This is a genomic window from Ammoniphilus oxalaticus, assembly GCF_003609605.1.
GTDB lineage: Bacteria > Bacillota > Bacilli > Aneurinibacillales > RAOX-1 > Ammoniphilus > Ammoniphilus oxalaticus.
Map to the genome: position 1 here is coordinate 331,991 of NZ_MCHY01000009.1, position 20,688 is coordinate 352,678.

General features: G+C 41.4%; 24 protein-coding genes. 18 read left to right on the forward strand and 6 right to left on the reverse strand.

Annotation, left to right across the window (positions count from 1 at the left end; genetic code table 11):
- Nucleotides 1-8: 8 nt before the first annotated feature.
- From remB to dnaA, 5 genes are all read right to left on the reverse strand, one after another.
- Nucleotides 9-266, reverse strand: a complete 258-nt coding sequence (gene remB / locus BEP19_RS13060; protein WP_120190356.1) for an extracellular matrix regulator RemB — start codon at nt 264-266, stop codon at nt 9-11.
- Between the two features lie 9 nt (nt 267-275).
- Nucleotides 276-1,391, reverse strand: a complete 1,116-nt coding sequence (recF, locus tag BEP19_RS13065) for a DNA replication/repair protein RecF (RefSeq protein WP_120190357.1) — start codon at nt 1,389-1,391, stop codon at nt 276-278.
- A 14-nt stretch (nt 1,392-1,405) separates the two neighbouring features.
- Entirely contained in the window at nt 1,406-1,630 is a 225-nt protein-coding gene (yaaA, locus tag BEP19_RS13070) for a S4 domain-containing protein YaaA (protein WP_120190358.1), read from the reverse strand.
- 16 nt (nt 1,631-1,646) lie between these two features.
- Nucleotides 1,647-2,789 carry a DNA polymerase III subunit beta gene (gene dnaN, locus BEP19_RS13075; RefSeq protein ID WP_120190359.1) on the reverse strand — a complete coding sequence of 381 codons (1,143 nt, stop codon included), beginning with the start codon at nt 2,787-2,789 and terminating at the stop codon, nt 1,647-1,649.
- Between the two features lie 247 nt (nt 2,790-3,036).
- Nucleotides 3,037-4,389 (reverse strand): chromosomal replication initiator protein DnaA, encoded by a 1,353-nt coding sequence (dnaA, locus tag BEP19_RS13080; protein WP_120190360.1) that lies wholly within the window; start codon nt 4,387-4,389, stop codon nt 3,037-3,039.
- A gap of 591 nt (nt 4,390-4,980) precedes the next feature.
- Between dnaA and rpmH the strand changes: the two genes are divergently transcribed.
- The 13 genes from rpmH (at nt 4,981) to BEP19_RS13145 (ending at nt 16,132) form a co-directional block, all read left to right on the forward strand.
- Complete coding sequence (gene rpmH, locus BEP19_RS13085) at nt 4,981-5,115, forward strand: 50S ribosomal protein L34 (RefSeq protein ID WP_120190361.1); 135 nt, start codon at nt 4,981-4,983, stop codon at nt 5,113-5,115.
- Nucleotides 5,116-5,249: 134 nt separating this feature from the next.
- Nucleotides 5,250-5,591: a ribonuclease P protein component gene (gene rnpA, locus BEP19_RS13090; RefSeq protein ID WP_120190362.1), complete on the forward strand. Its 342-nt coding sequence runs from the start codon at nt 5,250-5,252 to the stop codon at nt 5,589-5,591.
- A gap of 30 nt (nt 5,592-5,621) precedes the next feature.
- A complete protein-coding gene (yidD, locus tag BEP19_RS13095) occupies nt 5,622-5,831 on the forward strand; it encodes a membrane protein insertion efficiency factor YidD (RefSeq protein WP_120190363.1) in 210 nt (69 codons plus the stop codon).
- 99 nt (nt 5,832-5,930) lie between these two features.
- Complete coding sequence (gene yidC / locus BEP19_RS13100; RefSeq protein ID WP_120190703.1) at nt 5,931-6,641, forward strand: membrane protein insertase YidC; 711 nt, start codon at nt 5,931-5,933, stop codon at nt 6,639-6,641.
- Nucleotides 6,638-7,258 (forward strand): RNA-binding cell elongation regulator Jag/EloR, encoded by a 621-nt coding sequence (gene jag / locus BEP19_RS13105; RefSeq protein ID WP_120190364.1) that lies wholly within the window; start codon nt 6,638-6,640, stop codon nt 7,256-7,258. The genes yidC and jag overlap by 4 nt, the downstream gene beginning before the upstream one ends.
- A gap of 181 nt (nt 7,259-7,439) precedes the next feature.
- A complete protein-coding gene (mnmE, locus tag BEP19_RS13110; RefSeq protein ID WP_120190365.1) occupies nt 7,440-8,816 on the forward strand; it encodes a tRNA uridine-5-carboxymethylaminomethyl(34) synthesis GTPase MnmE in 1,377 nt (458 codons plus the stop codon).
- Nucleotides 8,817-8,832: 16 nt separating this feature from the next.
- Nucleotides 8,833-10,716, forward strand: a complete 1,884-nt coding sequence (gene mnmG, locus BEP19_RS13115; RefSeq protein ID WP_120190366.1) for a tRNA uridine-5-carboxymethylaminomethyl(34) synthesis enzyme MnmG — start codon at nt 8,833-8,835, stop codon at nt 10,714-10,716.
- A gap of 11 nt (nt 10,717-10,727) precedes the next feature.
- A complete protein-coding gene (rsmG, locus tag BEP19_RS13120; RefSeq protein WP_120190367.1) occupies nt 10,728-11,444 on the forward strand; it encodes a 16S rRNA (guanine(527)-N(7))-methyltransferase RsmG in 717 nt (238 codons plus the stop codon).
- Nucleotides 11,445-11,626: 182 nt separating this feature from the next.
- Entirely contained in the window at nt 11,627-12,445 is an 819-nt protein-coding gene (gene noc / locus BEP19_RS13125; protein ID WP_120190368.1) for a nucleoid occlusion protein, read from the forward strand.
- A 102-nt stretch (nt 12,446-12,547) separates the two neighbouring features.
- Complete coding sequence (locus BEP19_RS13130; protein WP_120190369.1) at nt 12,548-13,321, forward strand: ParA family protein; 774 nt, start codon at nt 12,548-12,550, stop codon at nt 13,319-13,321.
- Nucleotides 13,302-14,153, forward strand: a complete 852-nt coding sequence (locus BEP19_RS13135) for a ParB/RepB/Spo0J family partition protein (protein WP_120190370.1) — start codon at nt 13,302-13,304, stop codon at nt 14,151-14,153. Before BEP19_RS13130 ends, BEP19_RS13135 begins: the two co-directional genes overlap by 20 nt.
- 75 nt (nt 14,154-14,228) lie before the next feature.
- On the forward strand, nt 14,229-15,389 hold the full coding sequence (locus tag BEP19_RS13140; protein ID WP_120190371.1) for an aminotransferase class V-fold PLP-dependent enzyme: 1,161 nt from the start codon (nt 14,229-14,231) through the stop codon (nt 15,387-15,389).
- A gap of 29 nt (nt 15,390-15,418) precedes the next feature.
- The gene (locus BEP19_RS13145; RefSeq protein ID WP_120190372.1) at nt 15,419-16,132 is read left to right on the forward strand and encodes a DUF554 domain-containing protein; all 714 of its coding nucleotides are present in this window, start codon (nt 15,419-15,421) and stop codon (nt 16,130-16,132) included.
- 158 nt (nt 16,133-16,290) lie between these two features.
- Here the strand turns inward: BEP19_RS13145 and yyaC are convergent, their stop codons facing one another.
- Nucleotides 16,291-16,908: a spore protease YyaC gene (gene yyaC / locus BEP19_RS13150; protein WP_120190373.1), complete on the reverse strand. Its 618-nt coding sequence runs from the start codon at nt 16,906-16,908 to the stop codon at nt 16,291-16,293.
- Between the two features lie 114 nt (nt 16,909-17,022).
- Between yyaC and BEP19_RS13155 the strand changes: the two genes are divergently transcribed.
- The 5 genes from BEP19_RS13155 (at nt 17,023) to ychF (ending at nt 20,638) form a co-directional block, all read left to right on the forward strand.
- Entirely contained in the window at nt 17,023-18,051 is a 1,029-nt protein-coding gene (locus BEP19_RS13155; protein ID WP_120190374.1) for a YkvI family membrane protein, read from the forward strand.
- Between the two features lie 19 nt (nt 18,052-18,070).
- Nucleotides 18,071-18,319, forward strand: a complete 249-nt coding sequence (locus BEP19_RS13160; RefSeq protein ID WP_120190375.1) for a putative Se/S carrier protein — start codon at nt 18,071-18,073, stop codon at nt 18,317-18,319.
- A 16-nt stretch (nt 18,320-18,335) separates the two neighbouring features.
- The gene (locus BEP19_RS13165; protein ID WP_120190376.1) at nt 18,336-19,205 is read left to right on the forward strand and encodes a mechanosensitive ion channel family protein; all 870 of its coding nucleotides are present in this window, start codon (nt 18,336-18,338) and stop codon (nt 19,203-19,205) included.
- Between the two features lie 13 nt (nt 19,206-19,218).
- Complete coding sequence (locus tag BEP19_RS13170) at nt 19,219-19,416, forward strand: DUF951 domain-containing protein (RefSeq protein ID WP_120190704.1); 198 nt, start codon at nt 19,219-19,221, stop codon at nt 19,414-19,416.
- Nucleotides 19,417-19,537: 121 nt separating this feature from the next.
- A complete protein-coding gene (gene ychF, locus BEP19_RS13175; protein ID WP_120190377.1) occupies nt 19,538-20,638 on the forward strand; it encodes a redox-regulated ATPase YchF in 1,101 nt (366 codons plus the stop codon).
- The last annotated feature ends 50 nt before the right edge of the window (nt 20,639-20,688 follow it).

The following is a 20,688-nucleotide window of genomic DNA, read 5'->3' on the forward strand; positions in this document are numbered from 1 at the left end:
AGGCACACCTACTCTCTACTCTCTAAACTGCTCACATAGTCTGCTCTTCTTTTTAAAGTTAAGGAGGAAATGGGAGAACAATAAATTCGATCTCTCAATACAACGTATGATTTTGTCTCTTCATTACTGATACGGATGACTTGCTGCCCAGAGTTTTCTCCCTCCAAAAATTGCTTTGTTATTTTAGAGACTTCCATGCCGCGCTGAATAATAGCGATCACCTCATCAGAGCGAACAACCGTGTCCCCGCCTAAGTGAATGAACATATCCCCACCTCACTTTTCCCTAATGGCCTTGCCAGAATGAATCCTGTAAATAGAAGCATGCTGCAACGCTTGATGAGACAATCCTTCTACTCCTGTAGCAGTAACGAACGTTTGGACTTTGCCTTGGATGGCGTCTAATAAATGAGTTTGCCTTGAAGCATCCAGTTCGGATAATACGTCATCTAATAAGAGAATTGGATATTCCCCCGTTTCTTCATAGATGAGTTGAATCTCAGCCAGTTTAATAGACAGCGCGGTCGTCCGTTGCTGTCCCTGGGATCCATATTGTTGGACGTTGGTTCCGTTAATAAAAAATTGGAGATCATCTCGATGAGGGCCTATCAACGTGGTTCCTCTCGCCAATTCTTTCTCTTTGCGTTGTTCTAATTGATCTATAAAATGTTGAATCAGAGTCTCCGATGAAGACTCTTCGTTAAATTGAAAAGAAGGTTGATATGTGATTTTTAAATCCTCTTGTTGTTGGGTAATGTGTTTGTGCACAGCATGGGCCCATACTTCCATCTTTTTAATAAAATCAGCGCGCCGAAGTATAATTTGGATCGCTAATTCCGCAAATTGCGCATTTAAAACATCCAAAAAATCACGCATTTGGTGATTTCGATAGCTGTCTTTTAAACATTGATTTCTTTGGCTAAGCGCCTGCTGATATTGTGATAGCAAATGGATATACATAGGCGAAATTTGACTGATTTCCACATCCATAAACTTTCGGCGCTGAGCGGGCGCTCCTTTCACAATGCTTAAATCTTCGGGCGCAAACATTACGACATTCATCGCTCCGATGTACTCGCTTAATTTTCTTTGCTCTAACCTATTTATTTTCGCCTTTTTTCCCTTGCCAGTCAACTGTATTTCCAAGTGAAGAGGTCCCCTCTTCCGTTCTAGGGTCCCTCTTATCCAACTAAACTCCTCATCCCATAGAATCCATTCCTTATCCTTTGTAGACCGATGCGACTTTGTCATCGCTAAAACATAAATGGATTCAATTAAGTTTGTTTTCCCCTGCGCGTTCTGACCGAGAAATAACGTAAGGTTTGGATTGAAAGATAATGTTTGTTGCTGATAATTACGGAAATGCTTAATATCCAGTTCCTTTAAGATCAACCAGCCATTCCTCCTTATGGATGACGAGCCACAACAAACGCATTTTCCGCGTCAACTTGAACGATGTCTTCCGCATACAACTTCTTGCCGCGACGGTCCTCCTTTTCGCCATTGACTAGCACAGTCGTCTCGCTTAAGAAGTCTTTCGCCTGACCGCCCGTGTCAATTACGCCTGCAAGCTTAATAAATTGCCCGAGCGTAATGTATTCCGTGTCAATAAAAACCGTTTCATAATTCAATTTTACCACACCTCCCTTATTGATACGTCCGAACTGGCAAAATCAAATATAAACTTTGCTCATGATCTGTCGGATTGAGCATAAATGGGCTCATGGCGCCCGTAAAACGAATTTTCACTTCATCGCTATCGATCGTACGTAATGCGTCTATCATATATTTTGCATTAAAAGATATGTTGATCTCTTCTCCGTCAAAGGAACTGGCTTCTATTTCTTCGGTCACTTTTCCAACTTCGGGGGATATAGAAGATACCTCGATCACTGTTGCATCTGTGATTGAGAATCGGACAACATTATTTTTAGCGTCCTTTGCTAATAAGGATGCCCTTTCTATCGCGTGAAGAAACGCTCTTGTGCTCAAAATTATATCTGTTTTGCTCTTTTGCGGGATAATTCGGTTCACATCTGGGTATGTACCGCTTAATAAACGGGAGTAAAAAAGAATGTTTTTTGTTTTAAATAGGATTTGGTTATCCGTAGCGACAATATCAACCAAAGAATCATCATCCGCTAAAATTCTTGATAATTCTTGCATGCTCTTAGCCGGAGTTACGATATTGTCTAATACAACATCAGATGAAGATTCTACATATGACTTGCGGCTTGCTAAGCGGTGGCTGTCTGTCGCGATAAAATGTAATTGATCTTCTTCTAATGACCATCTAATCCCCATTAAAATAGGGCGTAACTCTGAAGTAGCCGCGGCAAACACGGTTTGTCTGATCATTGCTTTTAAAATATCGCTTGGCAAACTAAATACTTTTTCTTCTTCTATTTGCGGTAAACGCGGGAAATCTTCAGGATCCAACCCATTTAAATTAAAATCCGATTTACCTGAACGAATCGTCGTTAAAAATCTTTCACTAACAACAATTTCAACAAACTCACCGGGTAAACGTCGAACGATATCATGAATATAACGGGCTGGTAAAACAATACTGCCATGCTTCTTTATGTCTACATAAAGGTTTCCATCCTCTTCCAATGGAATAAAATACTCAATGGAAATATCCGAATCACTTGCAGTTAGTGTTATTCCTTCTGAATGGCTGCTTATTTTTATCCCTGTTAAAATTGGAATGGTTGTTCGTGAAGAAACAGCTCGACCTGTGTCATTAATGGCTGCTGTTAAAATCTCTCGATTAATCATTACATGCATAATTGGGTTTCGCCCCCTTAAGGTTTCAAATCCGTTTTAATCATCGTATTTATTTACAAACATAAGCTTCATAAGTAAGTCATAAAATTTAAAAGGTGACCCTATTATTATAACTTAATTATTATTATTTTTTAATAGTAATAGTAGTAGGGGCTGTGGGTTTGTGGATAAGTGATGAGAACGAACAGAGAGACAGGCTTTATGCATGTTTATAACATGTTACTACTCTGTCTCTCTCATCCACAGTCTAACTGTGATTTTTTATTTTCTCGATTAACTCATGAACCGTTTCTTGGAATGCTGGATCATTTTGAACCATTGTAGAAATCTTATCGTTGGCATGAATGACCGTTGTATGATCTCTTCCCCCAAACTCTTCCCCGATCTTAGGTAGGGAAAAGTCGGTTAGTTCACGCGACAAGTACATCGCAATTTGTCGTGGAAAAGCGATGGATTGCTGTCTTTTTCTTGCCTTAAAATCCTCTAATTTAACCCCGTAATGCTCTCCAACTGTTGTTTGGATATCTAGGATCGAAATTACCTTTGGTTTGCTCGATGGAATGATATCCTTTAAGGCTTCTGCGGCCATTTCCGCGTCAATATCCTGGTTAATGAGGGAGGAATAGGCAACAACTCGAATTAAGGCGCCTTCTAACTCTCGAATATTGGAATCGATTTGGTTCGCGATATAAACCATCACTTCATTATCGATATCTAAGTTTTCAGCTTTTGCTTTCTTTCTTAAAATGGCGATTCTTGTTTCTAAATCTGGGGGTTGAATGTCGGTAATCAACCCCCATTCAAAGCGGGATCTCAAGCGATCTTCCAAGGTGGGAATTTCTTTTGGCGGTCGATCGCTTGAGATGACAATTTGTTTGGTTTCGTCATGCAAAGCATTAAAAGTATGAAAGAATTCTTCCTGAGTTTGTTCTTTTCCAGCTAAAAACTGAATATCATCGATTAGAAGAACATCTACATTGCGATATTTATTTCGGAAATCAACGGCTTTATTGTCCCGAATACTATTGATAAATTCATTTGTAAACTTTTCTGAAGATAGGTATACCACTTTAGCTGTTGGGTTATGCTCTAATACATAATGACCGATCGCGTGCATTAAGTGGGTTTTACCTAAACCGACTCCTCCATATATAAACAGAGGGTTATAGGCTTTCGCGGGCGCTTCTGCGACAGCAAGAGATGCGGCGTGGGCAAAACGGTTACCCGTTCCAATTACAAATGAATCAAAAGAATACTTTGTGTTTAGCATGTGCCCAGAAGGGGAATCATCAGCAGAGTAGTTTTTATTATTACTTCTATTGTTGGAAGTATCGTCCATAGCATTCAATTCATCGTCAGAATTAACAATTTTTATTTTTATATCTTCACCTGTAACCTCGAACAAGGTCTCGACGATTAAATCCGCGTAACGAGATTCCAGCCAATCTCGAGAGAATTCATTCGGAGCAGAAATGAATAGTGTATCAGCATTCATAGCAATCGCCTTTGTCGACTTTAACCAAGTTTCAAAACTTGGCTTACTTAATTTAGATTCTATTTTAGAGAGGGTTTTTTCCCACATTTTTTGGATACCTATCATTCACAGTTCCCCCTAAGTAACTTATACACAATACCTGTGGAAAGACGAAGTGCCGCATAACCAACAGGATATAAGCTTATTCGACATGATTCGGTTTTTATCCCCAACTTCTGTATAACTTTCAAACACACGTGTGAATAATTGTCCACAAATACATCCACAGCGTGTGGATAACAATAGTCATGAAAATAATTATCCACGAGTGAAAACACAACTATGATAACAAATTAGACCCTTAATATCAATGGGTTTATTCATTTTATCCACAACCACTACAACTTGTGTGTTGGTTTTACTCACAATACTATAATTTGTGGATATTGTTTAGCGGATGCTGTCGATAACAGCCGGAAATTGTTTCACGGTTTTCCACAAGGGTTTGGGAAATAAAATTTTCCTGAAAATAACTGTTGTAGTACAAAGGGGAACAGGGTTCAGAGTGGATCGGGGAATTGACCTTGCAAAATTCTTGACATGGTATAGTGAAATCAATATAATTATTGAGAATGACTTTAGAATGACTGTTTAATTGGACAGTCTTTATTGTTATGACACTGAATTAAGTTTGATTCCTCAAGGGAGGTGGATATAATGAAACCAACTTTTGTCCCTAGCAACCGTAAACGCAAAAGAGTGCATGGATTTCGTAAAAGAATGAGCACGAAGACAGGGCGCCGAATTCTTGCGGCTCGTCGTCGAAAAGGTAGAAAAAACTTGACTGTATAGGCCACTTTTCAGTGGCCTTTCTGCCATTTAATTGATATTTGTATCATGCTAGAGCTCAGTTTATGTTTAATTCGATCTCTTTCTCCCTATAATGATTAAGATTAAATCGTATAATATGGGATTGGAGAAAAATAATGCTTAACTATCAGAATCGATTGCGCGACAAAGAAGATTTTCAGAAGGTGATACAACAAGGGAGATCTGTCGCAAATCGTCAAGTCGTTATTTATTTACTTACTAAAGAAGAACAGGATCATATTCGTATGGGAGTGTCTGTAAGTAAAAAAATAGGTAAGGCTGTCGTTCGTAATCGAGTAAAGCGATTGATCCGCGAGGCGGTTCGCGTTTTGCTTCCCCAATTGAACTGGAAAGGCGATATGATTGTAATTGCGCGGCAACCGATAGTGGACATGGATTATAGCCAGGTTATGGCGAGTCTCGTCCATTGCATGAAAAGGGGTAAAATACTACCCTAATACATAATTTATGCGAGAGGGGATGGATCGGTGAAGCGTATTTTTTTAGGTGTTATTCGATTCTATCGCGCCTTTATTTCGCCGTTTAAACCACCATCTTGCCGCTTTTATCCATCATGTTCAACATATGGGATAGAGGCAATTAGTCGATACGGGGCTTTAAAAGGGAGTTGGTTGACAATCCGTCGGATTAGCAAATGCCATCCTTTTCATAAAGGCGGTTTTGATCCAGTCCCTTAATACCGATTTAATTTACATATCAATTCATCTGTGCAAGGAGGAATTTTCTTGCGGTTATATAAAAAATTGATTGTTTCCCTACCCATTCTTTTTATTGCAATGGTTCTTTCAGGGTGCAACAATAACTTTGTTCAAAATCCAACTCCGATTGACCCGCAAGGCGGATTCTGGGATCGCTATTTTGTGTTTCCGCTGTCGTGGTTATTGGATACTGCGGCGGAATACTTAGGCGGTAGCTATGGATTATCCATTTTATTTACGACAATTATTATTCGTTTAGCGGTGCTTCCGCTGATGGTAAAACAGCTGCGGAGTTCAAGGGCAATGCAGATTATTCAACCAGAATTGCAAAAGATTAAAGAAAAATATAAAGATAACCAGCAAAAGGCGCAAGAAGAGACAATGAAGCTGTTCCAAAAGCACAATGTCAATCCACTTGCTGGGTGTCTGCCGCTATTTGTGCAAATGCCAATTCTGATTGCTTTTTATCAAGCGATTATGCGAAATGAGTCCGTGCGAACGCATGATTTTCTATGGATGTCCTTAGGTAATCCAGATCCTCTTTATGTTCTTCCGATTGCGGCTGCGATCACCACATTTCTGCAAAGTAAATTGATGGGAACCGGCATGCCGCAGAATCCGCAAATGCAGATGATGTTGTATATCATGCCTGCGATGATTTTATTTATTGCGATAACGTTACCTTCGGCCTTATCTTTATATTGGGTATTTGGAAATATATTTACGATTATTCAAACCTTTTTTATTAAGGGGAACACACCTGTTCCAACCCAGGAGGTAAAAAAGTGAAAAAAGTAACGGTTACCGCTAAAACAGTTGACGAAGCAATTTCGTTAGCGTTAGAACAATTAAGAGCGGCGAGAGATCAAGTAACCGTCACTGTTTTAGAAGAACCGACACGTGGTTTTTTCGGTTTTGGCGCCCGTCAAGCGAAACTGGAAGTAGAGATTCAAGTCGATCCGATTCAGGAAGCCAAATCTTTTTTGGAACAAATTCTTGCAACGATGGATATCGAGGCTTCCATTAGTGTAAAGGAAGTAAAGGATCATGCCCGCTTTGAAGTGGTGGGTGAAGATCTAGGTATTATCATTGGTAGAAGAGGTCAAACTTTAGATGCGTTGCAATTATTAGTCAATACAGTTGGAAATCGTTGTTCCGATTCCTATCTTCGAATTGTTGTAGACGCGGAAAATTACCGCGAAAAACGGAAACAAACATTGGAACAATTAGCGGATCGTTTAGCTCAAAAGGCGATAAAAACGGGACAAGTTATTAAGCTTGAACCGATGCCTGCTCACGAGCGAAAAGTGATTCATGCCGCGTTACAAAACAAAAAGAGTGTCGTTACGTATAGCGAAGGGGAGGACCCGGAGCGTTTTATTGTGATTACAACCAAAAAGAGGTAACTTTATTGTTATAAAAACAACTCCTTTCCATGAATATAAGAGGGGTTGTTTTTTTATACGCAAATAACGGCGCATATTTATACGCGCCGCGCTCAAAACAGCTTTTTTTATGTAATTTGGTATGATATTCTATTCCTTTAGGGAAATCTATATACTAAGGCATAACATTGGGGTGTTAATCATGGAGTTTGGTACAATAGCCGCAATCGCGACTCCGATGGGCGAAGGCGGAATCGGTATTGTTCGGGTTAGCGGTTCAGAGTCTATCCCCATTGTGGATAAAATATTTAAAGGAAGTAGTCAGTTATCCACTGTGGATAGTCATACAATTCACTATGGACACTTGATTGAACCGGGAACAGAAGAGATTCAGGATGAAGTGATGGTTTCGGTGATGAAGGGGCCTCGCACATTTACGCGTGAAGATGTGGTGGAAATTAATTGTCATGGAGGAATTGTCTCTGTTAACCGTACGTTGCAAATGGTGTTAGAACAGGGGGCTCAATTAGCCGAACCTGGGGAGTTTACGAAAAGAGCTTTTTTAAACGGTCGAATTGACTTATCGCAAGCCGAGGCGGTAATTGACCTGATTCGGGCGAAAACAGATCGAGCCATGAGTATCGCTCTTCAGCAATCGGAAGGGAAACTCTCTAGGTTGGTGCAGCGATTGAGGCAAGAGATCTTAACGTTGTTAGCTCACGTCGAAGTGAATATCGATTATCCCGAACATGATGTCGAGTCAGTGACAAGGGCGATGTTGCTTGAAGAAAGCGAGCAGATTCAAAAGGCGTTAGAAACGTTGTTACAAACATCAAGACAGGGTAAAATTTTAAGAGAAGGTTTATCTACGGTCATTATTGGTCGGCCAAATGTGGGGAAGTCTTCCTTATTAAATAGCTTAATTCAAGAAAACAAAGCGATTGTTACAGATATTCCCGGGACAACGCGTGATGTGATTGAAGAATATGTCAACATACGCGGAGTGCCTTTAAAGTTGGTTGATACTGCAGGCATTAGGGATACGGAAGATATAGTGGAACGAATCGGAGTGGAAAAATCGAGACAATTGTTGCGTGAAGCAGATCTCATTTTATTAGTCTTAAACTATAACGAACCTTTAACTTCCGAAGACCTGGCATTGTTTGAAGTGGCGCAAGGTTTAAATACAATTGTCATTGTAAATAAAATTGATTTGCCGCAAAGGTTAGATTTGGCTAAAGTTGAAAAGCAAATGCTTTCAGCTCCGCTAATTACGTTATCTGTGCTTGAGGAGCAGGGGATTGATCAGTTGGAAGAGGCAATTGCCGCTTTATTCTTTAAAGGTCAAATTATGCAAGAGGATCAAACGTACATTAGTAATGCCCGTCATATTGCGTTGGTGAAGGAAGCGATTCAACTGATTGATGAATTTCGGAACAGCATTGAAATGGGCATGCCTGTAGACATTTCGGCTTTTGATTTAAAGAGAACATGGGAGATCCTTGGTGAAATTATTGGGGATACAGCGAGCGATAGTTTATTGGATCAAATTTTTTCCCAATTTTGTTTAGGAAAATAAGGAGGGGGGAGAGAGTATGGCAAAACAGTTTGACGCAGGCGAGTTTGATGTGATCGTTGTTGGAGCTGGACATGCTGGTTGCGAAGCCGCTCTAGCAACGGCGCGGATGGGCTGCAATACCTTGTTATTGACGCTGAATTTAGACATGGTTGCGTTTATGCCATGTAATCCGTCCATTGGCGGTCCAGCCAAAGGTCACGTTGTGCGGGAGATTGACGCGTTGGGTGGGCAAATGGGTAAAACAATCGATAAAACGTATATTCAATTAAGGATGTTGAATACGGGGAAGGGACCTGCGGTCCACGCCTTGCGCGCTCAATTAGATAAGACGCTTTACCAACACACAATGAAAGAAACGATTGAAAGCGAACCGAATCTAATGATGAGACAGGCGTTAGTTGAAGAACTCATTGTGAACAATGGTGTGTGTGAAGGAGTTGTTACAAAAACGGGCGCGCGCTATAAAGCGAAAGCGGTTGTTTTAACAACGGGCACTTATCTGCGGGGCAATATCATTATCGGGGAACTCCAATATGAAAGTGGTCCAAATAACATGGCTCCATCGATCAACCTTTCTTACAACTTACAAGAATTAGGGTTTGAATTGGTTCGTTTTAAAACAGGCACACCGCCGCGTGTGAACGGTCGCACGGTTGATTATGACCAGTTGCAAATTCAACCGGGCGATGAAAATCCTCAGCACTTTTCTTATGAGACGACGGAGGCGTTACCGGATCAGATTCCTTGCTGGTTGACGTATACGAGTCCAGAAACGCATGAAATTATTAATGATAATTTGCATCGCGCTCCAATGTTCTCAGGATTGATTGAAGGGGTAGGGGCTCGCTATTGCCCTTCTATTGAAGATAAGATTGTTCGTTTCAACGACAAGCCAAAACATCAAATATTTTTGGAGCCAGAGGGTAGAAATACACTTGAAATGTACGTGCAAGGACTATCAACAAGTATGCCGGAAGATGTTCAGTTGCGAATGATTCGAAGTGTTCCAGGGATGGAAGAAGCGAAAATGATGCGACCTGGTTACGCAATTGAATACGATGTGATTGTTCCCTCCCAACTGTGGCCGACATTGGAAACAAAGACAGTGAAAAACTTATATACAGCGGGTCAATTAAATGGGACATCAGGCTATGAAGAAGCAGGGGCGCAGGGAATTGTTGCGGGCATTAATGCTGCGTTAAAGATACAAGGGAAGGATCCATTCATATTAGACCGTTCGGAAGCTTATATTGGTGTGTTGATTGATGATTTGATCACCAAAGGGGTCGTGGAGCCTTACCGATTGCTGACCTCTCGAGCCGAGTATCGACTCTTGTTGCGTCATGATAATGCTGATTTGCGGTTAACAGAAAAGGGCTATCAGATCGGTTTGATATCCAAGGAAAGATTTGAGCAATTTTTGGAGAAAAAACGTCAAATCGAACAGGAAATAGAGCGCCTGGCTCAGACTAAGGTCAAACCGGATCATGTTCGGGATTATTTGGAGTCAATCAACTCCAAATTGTTAGACAATGCGATTGATCTAGCTGCTTTATTAAGGCGACCAGAAGTAAAATACGATGAATTGGCAAAGCGATTTCCGCCAGCCGCTAAACTACCGGAAGCGGTTCGCGAGCAAGTAGAAATTCAAATTAAATATGAAGGCTACATTCGCAAGCAATTACAAGACGTTGAGCGGATGAGAAAGATGGAGAAGAAGAAAATTCCCGCGGGGATTGATTATTTACAGCTTCAAGGTATTTCTATGGAAGCAAGAGATAAATTATCTAAGATTGAACCATTAAATATTGGTCAGGCTGCCCGAATCTCAGGGGTAAATCCATCTGATATCTCCGTGTTATTAGTCTACCTAGAACATAAAATGAAAGTAGCCCATTAGGAGTTTATGAGATGGAGCCAAAGTTGTTTGAACAGCAATTACAAGAGCGAGGCATATTGTTAACAGATCAACAGAGAGCGAAATTTGGGGTGTATCATGAGTTGTTAGTTGAATGGAATCAAAAAGTGAACCTAACGGCGATTACCGAAAAAGAGGAAGTTTATGAAAAACACTTTTTTGATTCAATAAGCGCTGCGTTCTTTTACGATTTCACTCAAATTACGACACTGATTGACATCGGCGCCGGGGCTGGGTTTCCGTCCTTGCCAATCAAGATACTTTACCCGCACTTACAAATTACGATTGTTGATTCTTTAAATAAAAGAATTCAGTTTTTGCAACTGCTTGTCGAGCGACTTGAGCTTGAAGGCGTAACCTGCCTGCATGGCAGGGCGGAAGAGCTTGGCGTGAACCCTGAGTATCGAGAACGTTATGATGCGGTTACGGCAAGAGCGGTTGCTCGTCTGAATGTGTTGACAGAGTATTGCTTACCCTTTGCAAAAGTAGACGGCGTCTTTATTGTCTTAAAAGGAGCGAACGCCCTGAGTGAATTGGATGAGGCGAAACAAGCGATTCGGGTGTTAGGGGGCAAAACGAGAAAAGTGGATAACCTCCGTCTTCCATCAGAGCAAGCGGATCGAAATATTATTGTCGTTGAAAAAGAAAAACCGACGCCAAAGAAATATCCAAGAAAAGCGGGAACCCCCGCAAAAAAGCCAATTATTTAATCCATTTATCCTAATTGCATGAATTCATGTAATTAGGATATTTTTTTGTTCCACGTGGAACATCATGGGATGAAGAAGGAGAACCTCATTGCTTGCCGAATAATGTATAATGGAATCTAGGATATTACTTATAGATAATAAAAAATCAAATTAACTTTTTTATCCCGTAGGTGGTGTTAGTATTGAGGGATCAATTTAGCCGATTGTTCGGTTTAGCGGATAAAAGTAAACAGGATGAAATAAAAAGCATTCCTGTAGGAGAGATCGTTCCCAATCCTTATCAACCGAGAACTGTTTTTGATGAAGATAAAATTGAAGAGTTATGCGTGACGATCAAGGAGCATGGAATCATTCAACCGATTGTCGTTCGCCGCCGTAGCGATGGAGGCTTTGAATTAATCGCAGGAGAGAGGCGGTGGAGGGCGACTAAGAAATTAGGATTAGAAACAATCCCAGCGATTGTAAAGGATTTCAATGATTCTCAAGCGGCATCGATTGCTTTGATTGAAAACTTACAAAGGGAAGGGTTAACTGCAATTGAGGAAGCGGTTGCTTACCAAAAATTGATTGAGTTGCACCAGTTAACCCAGGAAAGTTTGGCGCAAAAACTCGGAAAAGGTCAATCCACCATTGCGAATAAATTGCGACTTCTTCATCTTCCGCAAACCATACAAGATTTTTTAATGCAGAGAAAGATTACGGAAAGACATGCGCGCGCGTTGCTAGTTTTAAAAGAAGAGAATGCTCAATTGAAGATGTTAGAGGAAATTGTTGAAAAAGAACTGAATGTGAAGCAAACGGAAAGCCGAATTAAACAAATGGTTGAGAAAACGCAAATCAAGAAGCCAAGGAGAGTTTCTTTTTCAAAGGATACACGTTTGGCGATTAACACGGTTAGACAATCAATCGATATGGTCATGAAAAACGGACTGTCGATTCTTTCTGAAGAAGAGGATGGTGAGGAATTCTACCAAATTACGATCCGAATTCCGAAGAAATAAGGAATCGACTTCTCCTATCCATGGCCTCGTAAATAAGTTAAAATAAGTTGGACGCGTTTTATTGGCTTTTAGGAAATGCTTGGACAGTTAGAGGTGAACGGAATGGGGAAGATCATTGCAGTTGCGAATCAAAAAGGCGGTGTGGGGAAGACAACAACCTCCGTTAATTTAAGCGCTTGTTTAGCAACGCTAGGGCAAAAGGTATTATTAATTGATATTGATCCGCAAGGTAATGCGACGAGTGGTGTGGGCATTAATAAAGCGGATATTCGGTATTGTATTTATGATGTGTTAATAAACGATATAGATCCAATGGACGCTATTATTCCAACAGACGTTACGAATTTATTTGTGTTACCAGCTTCGATACAATTAGCTGGGGCGGAGATTGAGCTAGTGCCTACAATCTCAAGAGAAGTTCGTTTGAAAAGAGCGATTGAATCGATACGGGACAAGTACGATTATGTTTTCATTGATTGTCCGCCTTCGTTAGGAATATTGACCGTTAACTCTTTAACAGCGTCTGATTCCGTATTGGTTCCTATTCAATGTGAGTTTTATGCGTTAGAAGGGGTAAGTCAATTATTAAATACGATACGCTTAGTCCAAAAACATTTAAATACCTCGCTTCAAATTGAAGGGATTTTGTTAACGATGTTAGATGCCCGCACGAACTTAGGAATCCAAGTGATTGAAGAGGTTAAAAAGTATTTTAGAGAAAAGGTATATCAGGCGATCATCCCAAGAAATATTCGATTAAGCGAAGCGCCGAGTCACGGTCAATCCATTATTAAATACGATGCTCGTTCACGTGGGGCAGAGGTTTATATGGAGCTGGCTAGGGAGGTGTTGGAAATTGGCAAAACGGTTAGGTAAAGGGTTAGATGCATTATTTCCCGCTCTTGATATAGAGGAAAACGAGCAAGTAATTGAAGCGGATTGTTCCGATATTCGGCCTAATCCGTACCAACCTCGCAAAGAGTTCGATCAAAAAGCACTTGAAGAATTGGCGGAGTCGATTAAAGCGCACGGTGTGATTCAGCCGTTAATCGTTAGAAAAGGCAGTGTAAAGGGATATGAACTCGTCGCGGGTGAGCGACGATTACGAGCGACTGAGTTGGCTGGGTTAAATAAAGTCCCTATTGTCGTTCGTGAATTTACGAATGAGCAAATTATGGAGATTGCTTTAATTGAAAATCTTCAACGTGAAAATTTGAATGCGATTGAAGTGGCGGTTGCATACGACAAGTTAATGAAACACTTTTCGTTAACCCAAGAAGAACTTGCAAAAAAGGTAGGGAAGAGCCGACCACATGTTGCGAATTTTTTAAGATTAATCCAACTGCCAAAAGAAATTCAAGACTTTGTTTCACGTGGAACAATATCAATGGGACATGCTCGAGCTCTGCTGTCTGTTGAAGACGATCAACTGAAGATTGACATAGCGAAAGAGACTATCAAAAAGGATTTGAGTGTTCGTCAGGTTGAAGAATTAGTGAAAACAGCTTTTGAACCCGTTGCGCGAGAAATAAAAGAGAAACCTAAGAAAGATGTATTTATTGTTCAATTCGAAGAGCGTTTGCGGGATTGTTTTGGGACATCTGTACAAATTAAGATGGCCAAAGGAAAAGGAAAAGGCAAAATTGAAATTGACTTTTTTACAAATGAAGACCTTGAACGGATCATGGAGATCATCCATAGGGACTAGTGATTTGGAAAAAAGAAAAGGTTATGTTGGTGTGAATAGCAACATAACCTTTTCTTTTTGAGAGGAGAGTTTGGGGTGAAGACGATTTATTTAGACAATGCCGCCTCTACGTGGCCTAAACCACCAGGTGTGAAGGAGGCAATGGTCGCCTGTATTGATGAGTATGCGGCTAATCCGGGGCGAGGCGCTCACAAATTGGCGATGGAAGCGAGTAGGACGCTATATTCAACGAGAGCGAAACTAGCAGAGTTATTTAATGTCGTGAATCCAAATGACATTATCTTTGCCCCGAATGCGACGGTTGCTTTAAATCAGGGGATAAAAGGGATGTTAAGATCGGGTGATCATGCGATTACAACGACGTTGGAGCATAATTCAGTGCGAAGACCTCTCGAGTTTTTAAAGGATAAAAACGGGGTTGAATTGTCTTATATTTCTCCAAAGGCAGACATGTCATTTGAAATAGAAGACTTTGAAAAGGAAATTCGAAAGAATACTGCCTTGATTGTTGTTACACACGGCTCCAATTTAACAGGTTCACTTGTCCCTATTAGTGAGATTGGAGCGCTCTGTAAGAAACATCATATCCCTTTCATGGTAGATGCGTCACAAACAGCCGGTGTGTTTCCCATTGATGTTCAGGAGATGAACATTCAGCTACTTGCTTTCCCTGGACACAAGGGGTTGTATGGACCACAAGGGACTGGAGGGCTTTATATTGACCCGCAATTTGATTTTGAGCCCTTGTTTCATGGGGGGACAGGGAGCCAGTCGGAATTAATTGAACAACCATTGACTAGGCCGGATCGCTATGAAAGCGGCACAGCAAACACAGTCGGGATTGCTGGGTTAGGGGCTGGGGTTCAATTTGTATTAGAGACAGGGTTGGATGAGATTAGGCGAAAGGAAATGGAATTGACGACAGCCCTTTTGTTAGAGTTGAAAAAGATACCTGGAATTACGGTGTTTGGACAAACTAGTAGTGTAGAGCGATCTGCTGTTGTTTCTTTTGCGATAAAAGGTTTAGACGCGGCTGCCGCCGCGTTTGCATTGGATCGTCAGTTTCGGATTGCTGTGCGATCTGGTCACCATTGTACACCGCTTGGACATGAAACGATTGGGACGATCAATGAGGGAGCGATTCGGGCTAGTTTTGGTTATTTTAATGATATGTCTGATGTGGAAGCGTTAGTGACGGCTGTCCGTAAACTTGCGACCGAAGTTGATCGTGATTGAAGACAGACCAAGAAAGGATAGGGGTCAGCATGGTATTGTGGGGTACGGTTGTTAATGCGATCGCCATTATTTGTGGTTCACTTTTGGGGAGCGTTTTAAATCGAATAAGCGAAGGGATTAAAACGACGGTGATGCAAGGGATTGGTTTGGTAGTATGTGTGCTGGGCATTACAATGGCGATGAAATCTGATAATATGTTAATCCTTATTTTCAGTCTGGTAATTGGCGGTGTGATCGGTGAGATTTTGCATGTGCAAGCTGGTTTGGATAAGTTCGGAGAGTGGATAGAACGGAAGGTTGGGAAGCGGGGTAACGGAAAAGGGAGTATCGCTACGGGGTTTGTCACCGCGACGCTTGTTTATTGTGTGGGGGCGATGGCGATCCTTGGCGCTATGGATAGCGGTTTAAGATTGAATCATGATATTTTATATACAAAATCCATTTTGGATGGGTTTTCCGCCATTATTTTCACTTCTACATTAGGGATTGGCGTACTCTTTTCAGCTGTGCCGGTCTTCATTTATCAAGGCTTGATTGCTTTATGTTCCACTTTTATTGCCGCTTTTGTCAGTCAAGAAATGCTTGCGGCGATTATTCAGGAGATTACAGCGGTTGGCGGGATCTTAATTATCGGCATTGGAATTAATATTTTAGGAATTAAAAAGATCAATATTGCGAATATGTTGCCAGCGATCGTCGTCGCTATCCTCATGGCGCCGTTGATGGCTACAATCATGCAATAACTTGCCTGAAAATTCAGGGGGACGTCTCTTAATGGGCGCTACGAGTTTCTTAGTAAAACCAAATATGCTTCAATATCATAGATCTAAAAAACTCAGCGTTTTCTGCTGAGTCTTTTACTTTATTGTATCGCAAAAGCATGATGTCCCGCCGCGTTACGTTAAATCCAAGATTGAGCGTCGTTGGACGCTTTTTTAATCATGTGTTGATAATATCGGCTTGTGGAACGGTGCAAGGAATGGGCGATTGTATCCGCCATTTTCATTACGATACTAAGACGGGTGTTTTGTAACACAAAATACTCCATAAAGCCCCCGATGTTGACGATTCCTGTAATATGAAAGCACCCGACTGCTGGCAAGTCTTTTTTCACACCCGCTCCGGGCTTTAATGGGCCATGAGCTACAGTAATGTGCCCTACACTGCTAAATTTACCCAAACAAGCATCTACAGCAATGATAAGCGCGTCTTTATGGTTTCGTTCAATCGTTTCAATCGTATCCTTTAGGTTTACAGCGTGAACAGGCTCATCGATGGTCCCATAAATATGAACCCCAACGGGATACATTTTTTCAAAAATGCTGCCTACAAGAGGCCCTAATGAATCTCCCGTTGATCGGTCGGTTCCAATGCAGAGGACGACAATTTCGGAAACATTATCGAAGCTGTGTAGTCTGTTGCCTATATGTTCGGATAACGAATCAACCGCATCGGAGCTGGAAAATTCAGTTTTGAACGATGATAAAGGGTACTCCTGAGAAAACGGTTTACGCTTCATAGGTACCTCCTGGAAAAAATAAGTAGTAATAGTATACGGTTATTGGACAAATAATATACATTTGGACATTCTTAAAGTTTCTCCTACATAAAGATTTTGTAGGAGGGATGTCCGATGGGAATAGGTAGAGCGGTTAAAGTAGGATTGACTATTATTGGTACGACGATCGGGGCGGGGTTTGCCTCTGGACGGGAAATCTGGGAGTTCTTTGGTTCTTATGGAAGCGCCAGCCAATATAGCTTAATGCTGGCGATGGCGCTCCTGTTTGTGATGATTGCGGTGATTTTATGGATTAGCAGAAGAAAGGAAACAACCCATTATTATGGTATTTTAGAAGAGTTGATGGGGCAAAAGTTGGCGAAAATGTTCGATGGATTAACGATGTTATATTTGTTATCGATGTCAGTTGTGATGTTCGCCGGCAGTGGAGCAACTTTTACACAATGGGAGTTTCCTTATATGTTAGGGGTTGCATTGATGGCTCTGGCGGTATTTGTGGTGCTATTATTTAATGTTAATGGACTCGTTTCGATTCAATCCTTAATCATTCCTATTTTAATTGGCGTACTATTCATCGTTTGTGTTCGATTTATTTTGGGCGTGGATATGGAAACGGTGACTGCTCCGCCGCCAGCTACTACTTCGTGGCCATCAGGCATCACGTATGCGGCTTTAAATATTGTTCCTTTGCTTGCTGTTTTATCTACATTGGGTCAACAGCTAAAAACGCGAAAAGAGCTTTGGATTGCCGCGGGTCTTAGCGCGGGTGGTCTAGGGATGATTGCGTTGTTACTAAACCAATCGCTCCTTCTTTCCGTTGATCAGATCGGGGCCTACGAGATTCCACTGTTTGCGCTTTTGCAAAATGATTCGATGGTAACGATGATTGTTGTATCCGTCGTCTTATGGTTTGCCATCTATACAACGGCGTTGAGCGGCGTGCATGGGATTGTATCGCGGATCGATACTTTTTTCACGATTCCATCCTGGATGGTAACATTGATTATTATTATAGGCATGATTCCGCTCAGTTTATTTGGCTTTTCTACGCTAGTCAGTTTGCTTTATCCGATATACGGTGTGTTAAATTTATTTGTATTAGGCCTGCTAATTTTATATCCTTTAAATAGGATGTTAGAATAGTTGGAGAAAGGTTGACGTTATGGGGACAATTTTAATTGCCTTTGATTCTACGCAGCAAGCGATTCGCGCTGAAACCTTATTGGAATATGCGGATATTGAAATTGACACATTGCCTACTCCGAAACAGGTGACGGCAGGCTGCGCGCTTTCGATTGAATTTTCGGAAGATGACTTTTCGCTCGCAAAGCAAATTATTGAAGAGCAGCGGGTGGAGATAAAAGGATTTTATCGTAAAGAAGGAGAAGTATATACCCTATTAGAGATGTAGTGTAGGAGTGGCTGAGATGGAAATGAATTGGTTTGAAACCATTTATCTTGAAGCATATCAGTATATAACGGATTCGAGTATATGGATTAAGATGGGCGAAGCGGCCGTTAAAATTTTATTAATCATCGTTGCGGCGAAAATCTCAGCGCGTGTAGGGATAGCGAGTATAGACCGTGTTTTTAAGCAACGGGGAAAGTTAAAGGTGAATGAGCGACGTATTGAAACGATGCGCAGTTTGGTTCGAAATGTCGCTTCTTACGTTATTTACTTTATCGCGATTTTATTGGTTTTATCGGAACTTAATTTTGAATTAGCTCCTGTCTTAGCGAGCGCCGGTGTGATTGGATTAGCTGTCGGCTTTGGCGCTCAAAATTTAGTTCGTGACGTGATCACCGGGTTCTTTATCATTTTTGAAGATCAGTATGCGGTAGGGGACTATGTGACGATCGGGGCTTATACAGGAACCGTCCAAGAATTCGGGTTACGGATTACAAAAATAAAAAGTTACACAGGGGAAATTAATATCATTCCAAATGGTTCCATAACGGAGGTGACAAATTTTTCTGTTCAAAATAGTTTGGCGGTGCTTGATGTGCGTGTTGCCTACGAAGAAGATTTGGAAAGAGTTAAGCAGGTGTTGGAGATGGCCTTGCTGCGCGCCCATGTAGAAATTGAGGACATTATTGCAGATCCTGAAATTGTGGGTGTTCAGGATTTGGGTATCTCAGAAATACTTATTCGAGTGACAGCTGAATGTAACCCAACGACTCAGTTTTCAGTCAATCGACAACTACGGGCGCTGATTAAACAGGCTTTTGATGAAGAGGGAATTAGAGTGCCTTACCCGAGATTTGTCACGATTCCACAAGAAGTAAAAAATGAATGAGGGGATGCAGTTGATGGAAAGAAAAGCATTTGCGCTAGGCGATATCGTAGAAATGAAAAAAGCGCACCCATGCGGAACGAATGCATGGAAAGTGATCCGCACAGGGGCTGATGTTCGCATAAAGTGCTGTGGTTGCGATCATAGTGTGATGCTTGCTCGTTTAGAATTTGAACGAAAGATGAAAAAAGTCATCGAGTCTACCACTGAGTGATCAACATTCCTTATCTTGAGGAATGTTTTTTTGTTCTCGGCTTGTTGTTCCTGATTACGATGCGATATAATTGATATTGTTTTAAACTGGACGATAGGTGAATAAGGAGCGCGAATAATAGATGTCTAATTCTGTAGGGATTGTAGGATTGCCCAACGTTGGGAAATCAACTTTGTTTAATGCGATCACCCAGGCGGGGGCCGAATCGGCTAACTACCCGTTTTGTACGATCGATCCGAATGTTGGTGTTGTTGAAGTGCCTGATGAACGGTTAGAAAAATTAACAGAGCTCGTCATTCCGAAGAAAACGGTCCCGACTGCATTTCAATTTGTTGATATTGCGGGTTTAGTCGAAGGGGCCAGTCGTGGAGAAGGGCTCGGAAATAAGTTTTTATCTCATATTCGTGAGGTCGATGCGATCGCCCATGTCGTGCGTTGTTTTGAAGATCCTAACATTACGCATGTAGCGGGAAAAGTAGATCCAATCAGTGATATTGAAGTGATTAACTTAGAATTGATTTTAGCTGATATGGATGCGGTGGAGAGAAGGATCGATCGTTTAGGACGTCGTGTTCGCTCCGGAGAAAAGGAAGCCAAGTTAGAGTTAGACGCATTAACCAAACTGAGTGAAGCCTTTGAAGCGGACAAGCCGGCCCGTAGTGTGGAATTAACGGACGATGAACGGGAGATTGTTCGCGATCTTCATTTGTTAACGATGAAGCCAATTTTATATGTGGCAAACGTTAGCGAGGATGGATTGGCTGACGCTGAATCAAATCCTTATGTGCGACAAGTTCAAGAGTTTGCCGATGCGGAGGGAGCGGAAACGGTCATTATTAGCGCCAAAGTGGAATCGGAAATCGCTGAACTTGAGGGCGAGGATAAGGAGATGTTTTTAGAAGAATTGGGTTTACAAGAATCGGGGCTGGACCGTCTGATTCGCGGCGCGTATAAATTACTCGGTTTGATTACGTATTTCACAGCGGGCGTACAAGAAGTGAGAGCGTGGACGATTCGTCAAAACACGAAAGCCCCGCAGGCGGCGAGTGTCATTCATACTGACTTCGAACGGGGTTTTATTCGGGCCGAAGTTGTCGGTTATAATGATCTTGTCGTTAGTGGTTCGATGGGTACAGCGAGAGAAAAAGGACTTGTCCGTCTAGAAGGGAAAGAATATGTTGTAGAAGATGGAGATGTGATGCATTTCCGATTTAACGTATAACTTGTTTTCTAGCATTGTACATGCTATAATTAAATAATGCGAGTTTGAAA

Coding starts and splice junctions, on each gene's coding strand:
- ychF (WP_120190377.1), top strand. CDS start 19,538: ATGTCTAATTCTGTAGGGATTGTAGGATTGCCCAACGTTGGGAAATCA.
- mnmG (WP_120190366.1), top strand. CDS start 8,833: ATGGCAAAACAGTTTGACGCAGGCGAGTTTGATGTGATCGTTGTTGGA.
- yidC (WP_120190703.1), top strand. CDS start 5,931: ATGGTTCTTTCAGGGTGCAACAATAACTTTGTTCAAAATCCAACTCCG.
- rsmG (WP_120190367.1), top strand. CDS start 10,728: ATGGAGCCAAAGTTGTTTGAACAGCAATTACAAGAGCGAGGCATATTG.
- BEP19_RS13170 (WP_120190704.1), top strand. CDS start 19,219: ATGGAAAGAAAAGCATTTGCGCTAGGCGATATCGTAGAAATGAAAAAA.
- rnpA (WP_120190362.1), top strand. CDS start 5,250: ATGCTTAACTATCAGAATCGATTGCGCGACAAAGAAGATTTTCAGAAG.
- rpmH (WP_120190361.1), top strand. CDS start 4,981: ATGAAACCAACTTTTGTCCCTAGCAACCGTAAACGCAAAAGAGTGCAT.
- mnmE (WP_120190365.1), top strand. CDS start 7,440: ATGGAGTTTGGTACAATAGCCGCAATCGCGACTCCGATGGGCGAAGGC.
- dnaA (WP_120190360.1), bottom strand. CDS start 4,389: ATGATAGGTATCCAAAAAATGTGGGAAAAAACCCTCTCTAAAATAGAA.
- yyaC (WP_120190373.1), bottom strand. CDS start 16,908: ATGAAGCGTAAACCGTTTTCTCAGGAGTACCCTTTATCATCGTTCAAA.
- BEP19_RS13165 (WP_120190376.1), top strand. CDS start 18,336: ATGGAAATGAATTGGTTTGAAACCATTTATCTTGAAGCATATCAGTAT.
- remB (WP_120190356.1), bottom strand. CDS start 266: ATGTTCATTCACTTAGGCGGGGACACGGTTGTTCGCTCTGATGAGGTG.
- BEP19_RS13155 (WP_120190374.1), top strand. CDS start 17,023: ATGGGAATAGGTAGAGCGGTTAAAGTAGGATTGACTATTATTGGTACG.
- dnaN (WP_120190359.1), bottom strand. CDS start 2,789: ATGCATGTAATGATTAATCGAGAGATTTTAACAGCAGCCATTAATGAC.
- BEP19_RS13160 (WP_120190375.1), top strand. CDS start 18,071: ATGGGGACAATTTTAATTGCCTTTGATTCTACGCAGCAAGCGATTCGC.
- BEP19_RS13130 (WP_120190369.1), top strand. CDS start 12,548: ATGGGGAAGATCATTGCAGTTGCGAATCAAAAAGGCGGTGTGGGGAAG.
- BEP19_RS13145 (WP_120190372.1), top strand. CDS start 15,419: ATGGTATTGTGGGGTACGGTTGTTAATGCGATCGCCATTATTTGTGGT.